Source organism: Xanthomonas cissicola (assembly GCF_008801575.1).
Lineage (GTDB): Bacteria > Pseudomonadota > Gammaproteobacteria > Xanthomonadales > Xanthomonadaceae > Xanthomonas > Xanthomonas cissicola.
Genome location: NZ_VZPL01000047.1, coordinates 20,270 through 34,397 on the forward strand (window position 1 = coordinate 20,270; position 14,128 = coordinate 34,397).

Below are 14,128 nucleotides of genomic sequence, written 5' to 3' on the forward strand. Positions count from 1 at the left end.
TGCATTCGGCAAGCTCGGCCGCATGTTCACTCTCGATCAGGTCAGCCGCCGCTACGGCCAGGCCATCGCGCTCGACGCGGTCTCGCTGACGTTCGCCAGCGGCATGACGACCGCGTTGATCGGTCCCAGCGGCGCCGGCAAATCCACCGTGTTACGCATGCTGGTCGGGCTGGAGTGGCCCGACAGCGGCACGGTCGCCTTCGACGGCACGCCGTTGCAACGCGCCAATCTGCAGACGCAGCGGCAGCGTATCGGTTACGTGATCCAGGAGGGCGGCTTGTTTCCGCATCTGGATGCGCGCAGCAACGTGACCTTGCTGGCGCAGACGCTGGGCTGGACGCGTGAGCGCATCGCAGAGCGTCTGCAGACGCTCTGCGCGCTGTGCCAATTGCCAGTGGACCTGCTGGCGCGCTATCCGGCCGAACTCTCCGGTGGTCAACGTCAGCGTGTGGGCCTGATTCGCGCCTTGATGCTGGACCCGCCGGCGTTGTTGCTGGACGAACCGCTGGGCGCACTCGACCCCATCGTGCGTTACGACCTGCAGGCGCAGATGCGCGAACTGTTTGCGCAGCTGGGCAAGACCGTGGTGCTGGTCACGCATGACGTCGCCGAAGCCGCCTATCTGGCCGACAGCCTGGTGCTGATGCGCGCCGGTCGCGTCGTGCAGCAAGGCCCCGCGCGCGATCTGCTGGAGCAGCCCGCCGATGCGTTCGTGCAGCGCTTTGTCACCGCGCAACGCAGCATTGGCGATGCCGCATGATGGCGCGTGCGCTCGTCGCCGCGATCTTGTTGATCTGCAGCTTCGGCGTGCAGGCCGCGCAGGTCACCATCGGTTCGAAGAACTTCACCGAAGCGGTGATCCTGGGCGAAATCGCCACCGCCGCCGGCAAGCGCGACGGCGTGGATGTGCAGCACCGCGCTCAGCTCGGTGGCACGCGCATCCTGTGGCGCGCGCTGGAGACTGGGCAGATCGATGCGTATGCCGAATATACCGGCACACTGGCGCAGGAACTGCTGCAACTGCCCACTGCCAGCCAGGCCGAGCTGCGCGCGGCACTCGACGCGCACGGGCTGGCGATGACCGATTCGCTGGGTTTCCAGAACACCTATGCCTTCGGAATGAAGCGCGAACGTGCGCAGGCATTGGGCATCGTCTCGTTGTCGGATCTTGCACGACATCCCACCCTCAAGATCGGTCTGAGCAATGAGTTCATGCAGCGGGCCGATGGCTGGCCGGGCGTGCGCGCGGCGTACGCGTTGCCGCAGGCTGCAACCGGATTGGATCACGACCTGGCCTATCGCGCGCTGCAGAGCGGGGCGATCGAGGTCACGGATCTGTACAGCACCGATGCGGAGATTCCGTACTACCAGTTGCAGGTGCTGCGCGACGACCGCCGCTATTTCCCGGATTACCAGGCGATTTTTGTCTATCGCAAGGAGCTGGCGCAACGCTCGCCGGCGATGTTGCAGGCACTGCGGGGGCTGCAAGGACGCATCGATGAAGCGACCATGCAACGGCTCAATGCACAGGTCAAACTGGAGCGGCAGTCCGAAGCGGCGGTTGCCGCGCACTGGTTGGGCGTCACGCCGGCCTCTGAAACGGACTCGCGCTTGACGCGCCTGCTGCAGCATACGCGCGAGCATCTGGCGCTGGTTGGCAGTTCGCTGGGTTTCGCCTTGCTGCTTGCATTGCCGCTGGGCGTGCTGGCGGCGCGGCGTCCGCGCCTGGGACAGGTGGTGCTGTCGTTGACCGGCGTGCTGCAGACGCTGCCGTCGCTGGCCGTGTTCGTCTTCATGATTCCGTTGTTCGGCATCGGCGCCAAGCCGGCGATTGCGGCGCTGTTTCTGTATAGCCTGCTGCCGATCGTGCGCAACACCCACGCAGGGCTGACCTCGATCCCACGCGAATTGCGCCAGACTGCGCATGCCATCGGATTGCCCGCGTGGACACGCCTATGGCGTGTGGAACTGCCGCTGGCACGCCGCACGATCGTGGCCGGCATCCAGACCGCTGCAGTGATCAATGTGGGCACCGCCACGCTGGGCGCGCTGATCGGTGCAGGCGGCTACGGCCAACCGATTCTCACCGGTATCCGCCTGGACGATCTCGGTCTGATTCTGGAGGGCGCCATTCCCGCCGCCGTGCTTGCGCTGCTGGTGCAGGCACTGTTCGAAGGAGTGGAGCGCTGGGCAACGCCGCCCGGGTTGCGGATCAGCCAGCGGCAGTGACATGCGGCCTGCCTCGGCAGCAGCGGGTTTTGCATTGCGGCGCGATCGGGAGTGTCCTGTCGTCGGCAAGCCTGCCCCGACACCGACTGCGTCAGTTCGCTGAAGACCGCGCGCCGCCGCTTTACTGCCGCTGATCCTTGCGCCAATTGTCATGCGCAGGGCGCACTGCCTGCGATGAAACCTTCCGGTGCTACTGACCGCGCGCAGGCCTGCATCGCTGCAGATGCCGGGCCTTCGATGCCGGCGTGCGCCGCGCCTCACCTATCGGGTAGCGCTGCAACGACCTGTGACAACGCGTGGTCGGTGACGCTCAAATGCGGTGCGATGCGCAGACGTCCATGCCGACGCGTGAAGACCACACCACCGGCGCCGAGCGCCGTTGCCACCGCATCCAACGTTGCTGCCGGCGGCTGCAGTGCGGTGAGATGCGGCGCATGTCCAGGCGTGCACCAGCTGCCCAAGCCGCGCGCCTGCAGGGCGGCGTCCCAATGCGCGGTCAACTCGCCCAACGCGGCTGCGATACGCGCCGGCTGCCACGCGTTGAGTTGTTGCAGGGCCACCGTGGCCATTGCGATCCGCAACGGGTCGGCCACTCCGCCCGCATCGAATCGCCGTGCACCGCCGCGATATCCAGGCGCGTTGGCCGCCGGAAATTCCCAACTGCTGCCCGCATCGCGGCCGATCCAGTGTTCTTCGATCGGCAGCCCGTCTGTGCGCCACTGCGGTGCCACCCACAGCCACGCCAATCCCATCGGCCCGAGCAACCATTTGTGCCCGACGCTGACCACGAAATCCGGTTGCCAGCGGAGCAGATCGGGTGGCAACACCCCTAGGCTCTGGCTCAGGTCCAGCACCAGGGCAGCCCCGCGTGCATGCACGGCGGCACTGATGCGGTCCAGATCCAGCATTCGCCCGTCCAGCCAGTATGCATGCGGCAAGCTCGCAATCCGCAGCGCAGGCGTCTCGGCAATGGCCTGCAGCACCGCATCGGTCAAGTTGCCGCCAGCGGCCGTTGGCACCGCCACAAGACGCGCGCCGGCCTCTGCGCAGCGGCGCTGCCAGATCAACAGATTGGAAGGGAATTGCCCTTCCAGCACCAGCACTGCGTGGCCGGGTTGCACGGGCAGATTGCGTGCGGCCGTGGCCAAGCCGTGCGCGGCCGACGGCACCATGGCCACCGCATCGGCATCGCCATCCAATAGCGCGGCCGCAAGCCCGCGCAATACTTCGATCTGCTGCAACCACGCATCGAACGGCAACCGCCATGGTGCGGCCATTGCGTCAACCGCCTGGTGCGCCACCGTCTGCATGGCGCGCAACAACGGCCCACGCGACGCCGCATCCAGATAGATGACCCCGGAAGGCAGCGCAAACGCCTGCTGACGCTGGGCCCAGTCGAGGGGTGCAGCAAGCGTACTGGACAGAGATGGCGATGACATGTCTACAGCTTACCGCTGGCTGCCACGTTGCCGACACAGCACGTTCACGGGCGCTACCCAAGCATATGGCGATGTCTGCACTCTCTCCTCTGCTGGGCCACCTCCAGCAACAGCAGTTGACGCTGCTGGAACGCTACGCGCAGACCCGCGCGCTGAGCGACCGTCTCGCCGCACCCTTGAGCGCCGAAGACGCGATGGTGCAGAGCATGCCGGATGCGAGCCCGAGCAAATGGCATCTGGCGCACACCACCTGGTTCTTCGAACGCTTCGTGCTGCAGGCCGATCCGGCGTACCGCGTGTTCGACCCGGCCTGGGATTTCCTGTTCAACAGCTACTACCAGAGCGTGGGGCCGATGCATGCGCGGGCGCGCCGCGGCGTGCTGTCGCGCCCTTCGTTGCAGCAGGTGCGCGACTACCGTGCTGCGGTCGATATGCAGATGCAGCAGCGCTTGCGCGACGGCCTGCTCGATGCGCAGGCCTGCACCATCGTGCAGCTCGGTATCCAGCACGAGCAGCAACACCAGGAGTTGCTGCTGACCGATATCAAGCATGCGCTGTGGAGCAACCCGTTGCAGCCGGCCTACCGCGACCTGCCCACGCCGCCTGCGGCCGTCGCCAGCCCGCTGCGCTGGCATGCGCGCGACGAGCAGATCGTCCAGATCGGCGCCGCCGCGTGGCCACGGGCCGACAGCTTCGCCTACGACAACGAATCGCCACGCCATCGCGTGCTGGTCGGTGCGCATGCGCTGGGCAGCCGTGTGGTCACCAACGCCGAGTTCCAGCAATTCATCGATGATGGCGGCTACCGCAGTGCTGGTGCCTGGCTCAGCGATGGCTGGGCGATGGTGCAGGCGCAAGGTTGGCAACATCCCTTGTACTGGGATGCCGATGGCCGCGAGTTCACGCTGCACGGTTGGCGCACGCGCGATCCGCATGCGCCGGTCTGCCACCTGAGCCTGTTCGAAGCCGATGCGTTCGCACGCTGGGCCGGTGCGCGCCTTCCCACCGAAGCCGAGTGGGAGCAGGCTGCGACCGGCGTGCCGGTACAGGGCAATTTCGTCGACACCGATGCGTTGCATCCGCGGGGCGCCGAAGCAGTGGACACCGGCATGCAGCAGCTGTTCGGCGATGTCTGGGAGTGGACCGGCAGCGCGTACCTGCCGTATCCAGGCTTTATCCCGTGGCCGGGATCGCTGGGCGAATACAACGGCAAATTCATGAATGCGCAATGGGTCTTGCGTGGTGGCAGTTGCGCCAGCCCAGCCAGCCATCTGCGTGCCAGTTACCGCAACTTCTTCCCCTCCGATGCGCGTTGGCAATTTGCCGGCGTGCGCCTTGCCAAGGATCTGCCTTGAACGTCGCCGCCCATGCCATGCAACGCGCGCACGCCGCGCTGACCGACCTGCGCCCGCAGCCGGACGACATCACCGCCGATGCACTGGCGGGGTTGTCGCAAACGCCCAAGACGCTGCCGTCGAAATATTTCTACGATGCGCGCGGCTCGCAACTGTTCGAAGCCATTACGCAGCAGCCGGAGTATTACCTCACCCGTACCGAACTGAGTTTGCTGGAAGCCAGCATGGGCTCGATCGCACAGGCGATCGGCGCTGGCGTACACGTGGTCGAATACGGCAGCGGCAGCGGCCGCAAGACCGAATTGCTGCTGCAGGGCCTGCGCGATGTGGTGGCCTACACGCCGCTGGAAATCTCGCGTACTGCGCTGCTGGAAAGCACTGCGCGGCTGGCCCAGCAATTTCCGCAGATCCAGATGTTGCCGGTGTGCACCGACTTCACCAAACCGCTGCGCTTGCCCGATGCGCAGCGCCCGGCGCGGCGGCACGTGGTGTTCTTCCCCGGCTCGACGCTCGGCAATTTCACCGATGCTGCCGCGATCGAACTGCTGGATGCGATGCGCCAGACCATGGGCAGCGACGGTTGCGCCCTGATCGGTATCGATCTGGACAAGGACGCCGGGCTGATCGAAGCGGCCTACAACGACGCAGCCGGCGTCACCGCCGAGTTCACCCTGAACCTGTTGGCGCGGCTCAATCGCGAGATCGGGAGCGATTTCGATCTGGACGGCTTTCGTCACCACGCGGTGTACGTCCGTGAGCGCGGCCGCATCGAAACCTTCCTGATCAGCCAGCGCGCGCAGCGCGTGCGGGTCGGCGGCAAGGACGTCGCGTTTGCCGAAGGCGAAGCGATGCAGGTCGAATACAGCTGCAAGTACACCGACGCGCGCTTTGCCGAACTGGCTGCCGCAGCCGGGCTCAAGGTCACCCACGGCTGGAACGATGCCAAGGATTGGTTCGGCCTGCGCCTGCTGCGCCCACTGTGATCGCGCGGGGCAGGCGTGCAATCGCCCGATGATGCGCAGGTTGCCGCGTCGATCCGGCGCTTGCTTGCGCAACGTCGGCCCGAGCAATCGATCTGTCCCTCGGAAGTGGCGCGCGCGTTGAGCGATGACGCAGCGGTGTGGCGAAACCTGATGCCCCAGGTGCGTGCGGTGGCCGCAGCTGCCGCCTGCGCTGGCGTCGTTCGTGTCACCCAGCAAGGCAGAACGGTGCAACTGCCCGATGTTCGCGGACCGATTCGCCTGATGCGCGGGCCGCATTTCGACTGACGACCCATCGATTGGATGCGCCAGCTACCATGTGTAACGGGATTCGCCGCTCGGTGGTTTGAGGATATGCGTGGTCGGGATGCGTCCGGCCGGGATGGCCCACTGCAGGCCGTCGTGCAGCAATGCGATCTTGGCCTGCGCGCCGGCCAGGCTGAACTGCCCCACGTCATCGACTTGGCGCGCCGCACCGATGTCCTGACGCAGCCTGCGCAAGCGTGCTTCCAGTTCGCCATCGGTGAGCGGTTCGATGCCATCGCTGGCGCCGGACAGCACATCTTCGAGCCTCGCTTCGGTGACGAACTGCACCGCACCAGCGCAATCCTCGCCCACATGCGACAACAGGGCGAGCGGATTGCGCGGCGAGACCTGGAACCTGGAGGCCCAGCGTTGCAAGGTGGCTTCGTTGTCTGGCAGCAGGCCCCACAGCACTGCACTGACCGCCTCGGTCGGGTGATGTTCCCTGCTGAGGGGAAGGTTCAAAGACAGCGGTATCGCACTCTTTGAATGCTGCCAGTCCGGCGCGTAGGTGAATCGTGGATGCCCGTGCGGGTCGGACGCGAGGTGCCCGATCGTTTGGTTTTCGATCAGCGCGACCAGTCTCACGGAACGCCCTTCTTTTTGGAAGATGGCGAGATGACCTTGGATATTTTCTCTGCCTCGCTGATCTTCAAACTATCAGCTACTGTCTCGCCAATCTTCAAGCGATTCGTTGCTGAGAACTGCTTATGCAAGTGTTCATTGGCTGGATTCTTTTTAACGCTTGCACCGATAATCGGGGGAGATTTATCTAAGCCAGTGTTTTTCAGCGCATCGAACGGCGAGAATTGATTCTTGAAGATGTTGTTGTTGAACGCATTGAAAACGGTCGTTCCCAATGGTGGATTGGCCCGGTTATGTTCAATGATCGCGTCGAGATTGATCGGCGTTACGGTGTCGCGATCAGGCACGCGCACCTCCGAAACCTGGGCAACGCCTGGGCCCAACATCAACTCCAGCCCCAGCGCCTGCAGCGCCCGCAGGATCAATTGCAACTCCGCGCGCGGCTTGCCTTTCTCGATATCGACGATCCATTGTCGGCTCACGCCGATTTCGTGGGCCAGGCGAGCCTGATCCCAGCCCAGGCGCTTGCGCCTGGCACGGATGATATTACCGATATCGGAAGGCGTGCGGACAGTATCCATGAGCGCAATCGCTTACATCAACTTGCATTTTCCACGCAAGGGCCCGGCCATCCCCACACGTCATGTCGTCGAGCGACTACATCAACAAAATGTAATCGTTCGGCGACGTCAAGCCGCCTGCACCACATGCAACGCCTTGGGATTGCGCCACTGTGCCAGCAGCGCGGCTTCGCGCGCCTTGGCTTCCTGCAGATGCGCATGCTTGACGTGGCCATAGCCACGAATGTGCTCCGGAATGCTGGCGATCTGCGCGGCCAAACCCACGTTATCGGCGTCCAGCCGTTCCAGCAGCATGTGCACGGTTGCGCTGTAATCGGCAATCAGCTGACGCTCGCCACGCCGTTCTTCGCTGTAGCCGAAGACGTCGAGCTTGCTGCCACGCAGGAACTTCAACCGCGCCAGCAGCTTGAAGGCGGTGAACATCCACGGCCCGTACTCGCGTTTGATCAGGTTGCCGTGCGCGTCTTTCTTTGCCAGCAACGGCGGCGCCAGATGGAAGCGCAGCGTGTAGTCGCCCTCGAACTGTTGCTGCAACCGGCGCTGGAAATCGCCACGCGTATACAGCCGCGCCACCTCGTATTCGTCCTTGTAGGCCATCAGCTTGAAGGCGTAGCGGGCCACCGCCTCGGTCAACGCGTTGCTGCCGGGCGCGCGCTGCAGCTCGTGTGTGCGTACGCGCTCGACCAGGCTGCGATAACGTTGCGCGTAGGCGGCATCCTGGTAATCGGTCAAGAACGCGACGCGACGTGCGATGGCCTCGTCCAGCGAGTGCGCCAACTGCTCGTCGTCCAGCGGCGCGGCCGGCGCAGCGACCTCGCCATGCAGCGTGCTGCCATCGGTCTGCGCCAGCGCACGCGGCGCGCTCTGGCCGCTGAGATCGTGCTCTTCCCAGCTGCCTGGTCCGCGTGCGTGCGGTGTATCGCCATGCAGATGTGCAGGCGCGTCGGCACCGGCCAGACCCGCAGCGCGTTGCACCGCCGGCAGATCGATCGCCGCCAGGCGCCCCCAGGCGAACGCCTGCTGATTCATCGCAACGGCTGCACCATTGAGTTCGATCGCGCGCATCAGCGCCGCATGCGACAACGGCACCAACCCGTGCTGCCATGCGTAGCCGAGCACGAACAGATTGCTGGCGATGGCGTCGCCCAGTAACGCCGTTGCCAGCTGCGTGGCATCCAGCAACAACGGCACCTGGCCCCCGAGCGCGGTGCGTACACCGGCGATGATCTCGGCAGCGGGGAACTGCAGGTCCGGTTGCGTGGTGAATGTGCCCGGCATTGCTTCGTAGGTGTTGAGCACCACCTGGGTGCGTCCATCGCGTACTTTGGAAAGTGCCCAATAATCGTTGACCACCACCATGTCGCAGCCCAGTACCAGGTCTGCTTCGCCTGCCGCGATGCGCACGGCATGGATGTCGGCGGGCTGGCGTGCGATGCGGATATGCGTGGTCACCGCGCCGCCCTTTTGCGCCAGGCCGGTCTGGTCCAGCACCGTGGCGCCCTTGCCTTCCAGATGCCCGGCCATGCCGAGCAGCGCGCCGATGGTCACCACGCCGGTGCCGCCGACGCCGGTAATCAGGATATTCCAGGGCCGTTCCAGCGCGGTGCGCCTGGGCGGCTCGGGAAGCGCGTCCAGCAGCGCGCTGGCGTCGCGCCGCTTGCCCTTGCGCGGCGCACCGCCATGCACGGTGACAAAGCTCGGGCAGAAGCCGGAGACGCAGGAATAATCCTTATTGCAGTTGGACTGGTCGATCTGGCGCTTGCGCCCGAATTCGGTTTCCTTCGGCAAGACCGACACGCAAAAACTTTTCTCGCCACAATCGCCGCAGCCTTCGCACACCAGCGAATTGATCATCACCCGCTTGGGCGGATCGATCAGTTTGCCGCGCTTGCGACGGCGACGCTTTTCGGTCGCGCAGGTCTGGTCGAAGATCAGGATCGACACGCCTTTGACGGTACGCAGATGCTGCTGCACTGCCTCCAGCTCGCCACGATCGTGAAACGCGACCTCAGGCGGAAACAGGTCGCGTCGCCGCGTCCACTTGCCGATGTCGTCGCTGACCACCGCAATCTCATGAATGCCTTCGGCGCGCAACTGATGTGCAATGTCGGGCACGGTGAGCGTGCCGTCCACCGGCTGCCCGCCGGTCATCGCCACCGCATCGTTGTAGAGAATCTTGTAGGTGATGTTGACGCCAGTGGCGACCGACTGCCGGATCGCCAGCGAGCCGCTATGGAAATACGTGCCATCGCCCAGGTTCTGGAACACATGCGAGGTGTCGGTAAACGGTGCCTGCCCCGACCACGTCACCCCTTCGCCGCCCATGTGGGTGAAGGTGTCGGTGGCGCGGTTCATCCAGGTCACCATGTAGTGGCAACCGATGCCGCCCAGCGCGCGCGAGCCTTCCGGCACGGCGGTGGAGGTGTTGTGCGGGCAGCCCGAGCAGTAATGCGGCACGCGCGGGAATTGCGCGCGCGGCAAGGCCATTTCCGCTTCCTTGGCATCCATCCAGCGCAGGCGCTGCTGGATCGAATCGGTATTGATCGTGCTCGATTGCAGCAGGCGCAGGATGCGCCTGCCGATCACCGCCGCGATGGTGGCCGGTGTCAGTTCGCCGGTGGATGGCAGGATCCACGCGCCTTGCTCATCGTACTTGCCGACGATGCTCGGCCGCGCACCGGCACTGGCCGGCCAGTTGTAGAACAGCTCCTTCATCTGGCGCTCGATGAAGGCTTTTTTCTCTTCCACCACCACGATGTCTTCCAGGCCCTGCGCAAACGCGCTGATGCCCACCGGTTCCAGCGGCCAGGTCATGCCGACCTTGTAGACGCGGATGCCGATCTGCGCGCAGGCCTGCGCGTCCAGGCCCAGATATTCCAGCGCCTGCAACACATCCAGGTAGCTCTTGCCGGTGGTGACGATGCCCAAGCGTGCGTGCGGTGAATCCAGCACCATCTTGTCGATGTGGTTTGCGCGCGCAAAGGCTTGCGCGGCGGCAATCGCATAGCGATGCAGGCGCATCTCCTGATCCACCGGCGGGTCCGGCCAGCGGATGCTCAAACCGCCCGCCGGCAGCGCGAAATCCTCCGGCAGCACGATCGTGCGGGCGAACGGGTCCACGTTCACCGAGGCGGACGATTCCACCGTTTCGGCAATCGTCTTGAAGCCGATCCAGCGCCCGGTGTACCGGCTCATCGCCCAGCCCAGCAGGCCCATGTCCAGGATGTCCTGTACTCCGGCCGGGTTGAGAATGGGCATCATCGCGCTGACGAATTCGTCTTCCGACCCGTGCGGCAGGGTCGAGCTGCGGCAGGCATGGTCGTCGGCGGCCAGTGCCAGCACGCCGCCAAACGGCGAGGTGCCGGCAGCATTGCCGTGCTTGAATACGTCGCCGCTGCGGTCCACGCCCGGCCCTTTGCCGTACCACATGCCGTAAACGCCCTGCACTTTCGCGCCGGGGAACAGGTTGGTCTGCTGGGTGCCCCACACCATGGTGGCGGCAAGGTCCTCGTTCAGGCCCGGAGTGAAGGTGATCTTGGCCGCGTCCAGGTGTTTGCGCGCCCGCCACAGTTCCAGGTCCAGCCCGCCCAGCGGGCTGCCGCGGTAGCCGCTGATGAAGCCGGCGGTCTCCAGCCCGGCAGCGTCATCGCGCAGGCGCTGCAGCAGCGGTAGCCGCACCAGCGCCTGCACACCGGACAGGTAGATGCGCCCATCGGTGCGCGTGTACTTGTGGTCCAGCGTGTAGTCCGCATCTACCCGGCCGAGCTCCGGCGTGTTGGCAGAGTCGGGAGAAGAAAGCGCAGCAGTACTGGTCATGGCGTGCCCGAAAAGGGTGGCTGGGCCCCGGTGCATGTCATCTGAAACTATCTGATGCACCCGACGGATTCCAAAACGGCGGTGCAAAGTGTAACAGTCAGCTTTCACGCACCTGTCCCTGTGCGGATGCGCAGCCGACGCGCTGCGGGTAGGATGGGGATGGGAAGGGTTCGTTTGCTGTCAGGGGAAAACACAGTGAAAAGGAAATACGCGTGGGCCGCTCTGGCCCTGCTCGGAGGGGTGTGGTCGTTGGCGCAGGCGCAGAGCTTGCCCAAGCCCAAGGAGTTCTATTTCGACGAAGACCGCAGTACCACCAAGGCGGTGGTGGCCGTACAAGGCCAGGGCGATGCAGTCGTCGACCGGCTGGCGGCGATGGTGCAACGTGACGCGCGCGCGGCCGATCCACGCGCGCAGTTGGCGGCGCTGGCCTACGCCGGTGGGCGTACCCAGTTGGGCGATGAGTTGTATCAGGGCGCGCTGGCGCTGGTCTCCAACGGCAGCCAGCAGTACCGGGCCATCACCTGGAACTATGGGTGGGACCTGCTGCGTGCCGACCAGCCCGACAAGGCACTGCAGCAATGGGCCAATCTGGCCAATGGCCGTCCGGCCACGCCGGAATGGCTGCCAACCACGGCTGCACTGGCGCTTTGGCGCGCCGGGCGCAAGCAGGAGGCGGTCGAGTGGTATGCGGCAGCCGTGCGCACCTGGCCGGACCGTTGGAGCAGCCCAGCCAACTACGCCAGCCTGTTGCCGGAATGGCGCGAAGCAGAGCGCGCCAGCCTGGCCGAGGTTTTCGCGGCCTGGCAGGCCAACCCGCCAGCGTTTCCGTAAGTGCCTCGCCGCGCTGCGGGGAGTTCCTGCGGCGCGGATGGTGCAGCGGGCTGATGCTGGGCTAGGCATTTTTGCCGGTCAACCAGGCCTCTCTCTGGTGCGTCGGCGTGCCGCTTACTTGAAACGAGACGCATAGCGCCGATTCCGCCATCTCGGTGAACGGCCGACCGGGTCTGTGCGCCTGAGTGGAACGATGGCTGAGCGCTTTGCTTTCCAAGGTTGCGAGGTCGATGCGGGAGAAGCAAAGCGCTGGTCTGTGGCCTGGCAGCAGGGTCTTGCCCGCCCACCAATCGCAGGACACACGCCGCAACTACGTCCCGCAATCGGCGAGGGCACCGCGCATTCGACGCTGCGAGTTTGCTGCAGGGCCTGGTCCGCCCGCCATCACGGGACACGTGGCAAGGAGGTGCCTGTCCAACTCACTGTCTGGAGTGCTTGGGGCACCGCGTGTTCGACATGCTGGCTTTCCGCTGTGGAAACAATGCCGCAATTGAGGCTTCAAGAGGTGAGCGGAGCTTGGCGGCGTGCACCTTGCACCCCAGCCAGGCTAACGCATCCAACGATGCGCACCGCGCGCTATGCGATCCTGTGCATCGCTTTCCAACGGACACGATCGCGCATGGCGGTAGACGCATTTGCCTTGATTCTGGCCATGTTGGGGCTGGGCCTGCTGTTCGCCCGCCTGCGGGTGTTGCCGGACAACAGCGCCGATGTGCTCAATCGCATCGTGCTGTACATCTGCCTGCCGGCGTCGGTGCTGACCTATGTCCCGCGCCTGCATCTGGACGCTTCGCTCGGTGGGGTGATTGCCACGCCATGGCTGCTGACCGCCATCATCGTGCCGCTGCTGTGGGGCTGCAGCCGCCTGTTGCGCTTCGGCCGCGCCGAATACGCCGCGCTGCTGATGTGTGTGGTGTTTACCAATTCCAGCTTTATCGGCTTTCCGATGGTGCGCGCGCTGATCGGCGATCACGCGCTGCCGTATGCAGTGGTCTACGACCAGTTCGGCACCTTCGTGTTGCTGTCCACGTGCGGGCTGTATGTGCTGGCCCGGTACAGCGGCGACACCCCGCCGACCGCACGCCTGATCGTGATGCGCGTGCTGCAGTTCCCGCCGTTGTGGGCGCTGCTGTTCGCCTTGACCCTGATGCCCGAGCAACCGCCGGCCTGGATCGCTTCCGGCCTCAAGAGTCTGGCCGATGCGATGTTGCCGCTGGTGATGCTGTCGGTGGGCTTTTCGCTGCAGCTGCGCCTACCTGCCGACGAACTCAAGCCCTTGGCCGTCGGCCTGGTGTTCAAGCTGCTGCTGATGCCGGTCCTGGCCTTGCCATTGTCCTGGGTGCTGGGCCTGCGCGGGCAGATGCTGCAGACCAATGTGCTCGAATCGGCCATGCCCACCATGATCACCGCCGCCGCGCTGGCCATTTCGCACCGGCTGGCGCCACGCCTGGCTGCAGCGATGGTCGGCTACAGCATCCTGCTGTCGCTGCTGACGCTGCCTGCGTGGGCCTGGCTGCTGGGGCGGCTGGTGGCATAAGGCCGTCATGCTGGCAGCAGCCAGAGCGCGGTAGTGCTGCGCGCGCGCTTGCGCTTGTTCGAGCTGTGGTACGCCAACGGCTGCAAGATCGGCGCCATGCTGCATTGCGACGCCGCGGCCGAGCGATATGCGTGGACGATCTTGCGCCGTGCCAGGCTCCCATCATTGCCACGCACAGCTGCGGCACAAGGCCTTGCGCTCATCGGCTGGAGGTCTGCGCTGTCGTCGCCTGTCCCGCAGCAGTGCGTTTAAGGAAGGTCTGAATAACGAGGCCTGAGAGTGCGGGATGTCGCGTCGTTCCGAAGAGTGGCGTTTGAATCTTTGGAATTTCGCCATTTCTGGCGCTTTCCGTGGGAATTTCCTGGTTTACAGGCGCACGCTCCCCATAGCCGGCAGCAACTGCTTTCGCTTCATCCACAGATTGGAGAGCGCAAACAAGGTCAGCACGTGTGCGGTGTTTTTGGCCAGGCCG

Annotated in this window: 11 protein-coding genes and 1 pseudogene; 7 read left to right on the forward strand and 5 right to left on the reverse strand. The window is 64.9% G+C overall.

Annotated features, from left to right (window positions below; genetic code table 11):
- Positions 1 to 22 precede the first annotated feature (22 nt).
- Positions 23 to 760 carry an ATP-binding cassette domain-containing protein gene (locus F7R02_RS17400; protein WP_078589682.1) on the forward strand — a complete coding sequence of 246 codons (738 nt, stop codon included), beginning with the start codon at positions 23 to 25 and terminating at the stop codon, positions 758 to 760.
- Positions 757 to 2,229 (forward strand): ABC transporter permease/substrate-binding protein, encoded by a 1,473-nt coding sequence (locus F7R02_RS17405; RefSeq protein ID WP_078589681.1) that lies wholly within the window; start codon positions 757 to 759, stop codon positions 2,227 to 2,229. The genes F7R02_RS17400 and F7R02_RS17405 overlap by 4 nt, the downstream gene beginning before the upstream one ends.
- 257 nt (positions 2,230 to 2,486) lie before the next feature.
- Here the strand turns inward: F7R02_RS17405 and F7R02_RS17410 are convergent, their stop codons facing one another.
- A complete protein-coding gene (locus F7R02_RS17410; protein ID WP_078589680.1) occupies positions 2,487 to 3,668 on the reverse strand; it encodes an aminotransferase class V-fold PLP-dependent enzyme in 1,182 nt (393 codons plus the stop codon).
- Between the two features lie 65 nt (positions 3,669 to 3,733).
- Here F7R02_RS17410 and egtB point away from each other — a divergent pair, with 65 nt between their 5' ends.
- From egtB to F7R02_RS17425, 3 genes are read left to right on the forward strand one after another with little or no spacing between them, the layout of a single operon-like run.
- On the forward strand, positions 3,734 to 5,023 hold the full coding sequence (gene egtB / locus F7R02_RS17415) for an ergothioneine biosynthesis protein EgtB (RefSeq protein ID WP_139370906.1): 1,290 nt from the start codon (positions 3,734 to 3,736) through the stop codon (positions 5,021 to 5,023).
- Positions 5,020 to 6,006, forward strand: coding sequence for an L-histidine N(alpha)-methyltransferase (gene egtD / locus F7R02_RS17420; protein WP_078586753.1), 987 nt, complete (start codon positions 5,020 to 5,022; stop codon positions 6,004 to 6,006). Before egtB ends, egtD begins: the two co-directional genes overlap by 4 nt.
- Before the next feature lie 15 nt (positions 6,007 to 6,021).
- Positions 6,022 to 6,291, forward strand: coding sequence for a DUF3253 domain-containing protein (locus F7R02_RS17425; RefSeq protein WP_003490522.1), 270 nt, complete (start codon positions 6,022 to 6,024; stop codon positions 6,289 to 6,291).
- Positions 6,292 to 6,315: 24 nt separating this feature from the next.
- Here the strand turns inward: F7R02_RS17425 and F7R02_RS17430 are convergent, their stop codons facing one another.
- The 3 genes from F7R02_RS17430 to F7R02_RS17440 all read right to left on the reverse strand — a co-directional run bounded on the left by F7R02_RS17430 (position 6,316) and on the right by F7R02_RS17440 (position 11,324).
- Complete coding sequence (locus F7R02_RS17430; protein WP_015471564.1) at positions 6,316 to 6,894, reverse strand: HipA N-terminal domain-containing protein; 579 nt, start codon at positions 6,892 to 6,894, stop codon at positions 6,316 to 6,318.
- Entirely contained in the window at positions 6,891 to 7,472 is a 582-nt protein-coding gene (locus F7R02_RS17435; protein WP_078589679.1) for a helix-turn-helix transcriptional regulator, read from the reverse strand. Before F7R02_RS17435 ends, F7R02_RS17430 begins: the two co-directional genes overlap by 4 nt.
- Before the next feature lie 108 nt (positions 7,473 to 7,580).
- Complete coding sequence (locus F7R02_RS17440) at positions 7,581 to 11,324, reverse strand: indolepyruvate ferredoxin oxidoreductase family protein (protein ID WP_172397218.1); 3,744 nt, start codon at positions 11,322 to 11,324, stop codon at positions 7,581 to 7,583.
- Positions 11,325 to 11,483: 159 nt separating this feature from the next.
- Here F7R02_RS17440 and F7R02_RS17445 point away from each other — a divergent pair, with 159 nt between their 5' ends.
- Positions 11,484 to 12,119, forward strand: coding sequence for a tetratricopeptide repeat protein (locus tag F7R02_RS17445; protein ID WP_016849078.1), 636 nt, complete (start codon positions 11,484 to 11,486; stop codon positions 12,117 to 12,119).
- A 619-nt stretch (positions 12,120 to 12,738) separates the two neighbouring features.
- On the forward strand, positions 12,739 to 13,656 hold the full coding sequence (locus tag F7R02_RS17450; protein WP_078589686.1) for an AEC family transporter: 918 nt from the start codon (positions 12,739 to 12,741) through the stop codon (positions 13,654 to 13,656).
- 366 nt (positions 13,657 to 14,022) lie between these two features.
- Here F7R02_RS17450 and F7R02_RS17465 read toward each other — a convergent pair.
- Positions 14,023 to 14,128, reverse strand: a pseudogene (locus tag F7R02_RS17465) (IS5/IS1182 family transposase); the annotation flags it as partial.

Coding starts and splice junctions, on each gene's coding strand:
- F7R02_RS17440 (WP_172397218.1), bottom strand. CDS start 11,324: ATGCACCGGGGCCCAGCCACCCTTTTCGGGCACGCCATGACCAGTACT.
- F7R02_RS17435 (WP_078589679.1), bottom strand. CDS start 7,472: ATGGATACTGTCCGCACGCCTTCCGATATCGGTAATATCATCCGTGCC.
- egtB (WP_139370906.1), top strand. CDS start 3,734: ATGGCGATGTCTGCACTCTCTCCTCTGCTGGGCCACCTCCAGCAACAG.
- F7R02_RS17400 (WP_078589682.1), top strand. CDS start 23: ATGTTCACTCTCGATCAGGTCAGCCGCCGCTACGGCCAGGCCATCGCG.
- F7R02_RS17450 (WP_078589686.1), top strand. CDS start 12,739: ATGGCGGTAGACGCATTTGCCTTGATTCTGGCCATGTTGGGGCTGGGC.
- F7R02_RS17405 (WP_078589681.1), top strand. CDS start 757: ATGATGGCGCGTGCGCTCGTCGCCGCGATCTTGTTGATCTGCAGCTTC.
- F7R02_RS17410 (WP_078589680.1), bottom strand. CDS start 3,668: ATGTCATCGCCATCTCTGTCCAGTACGCTTGCTGCACCCCTCGACTGG.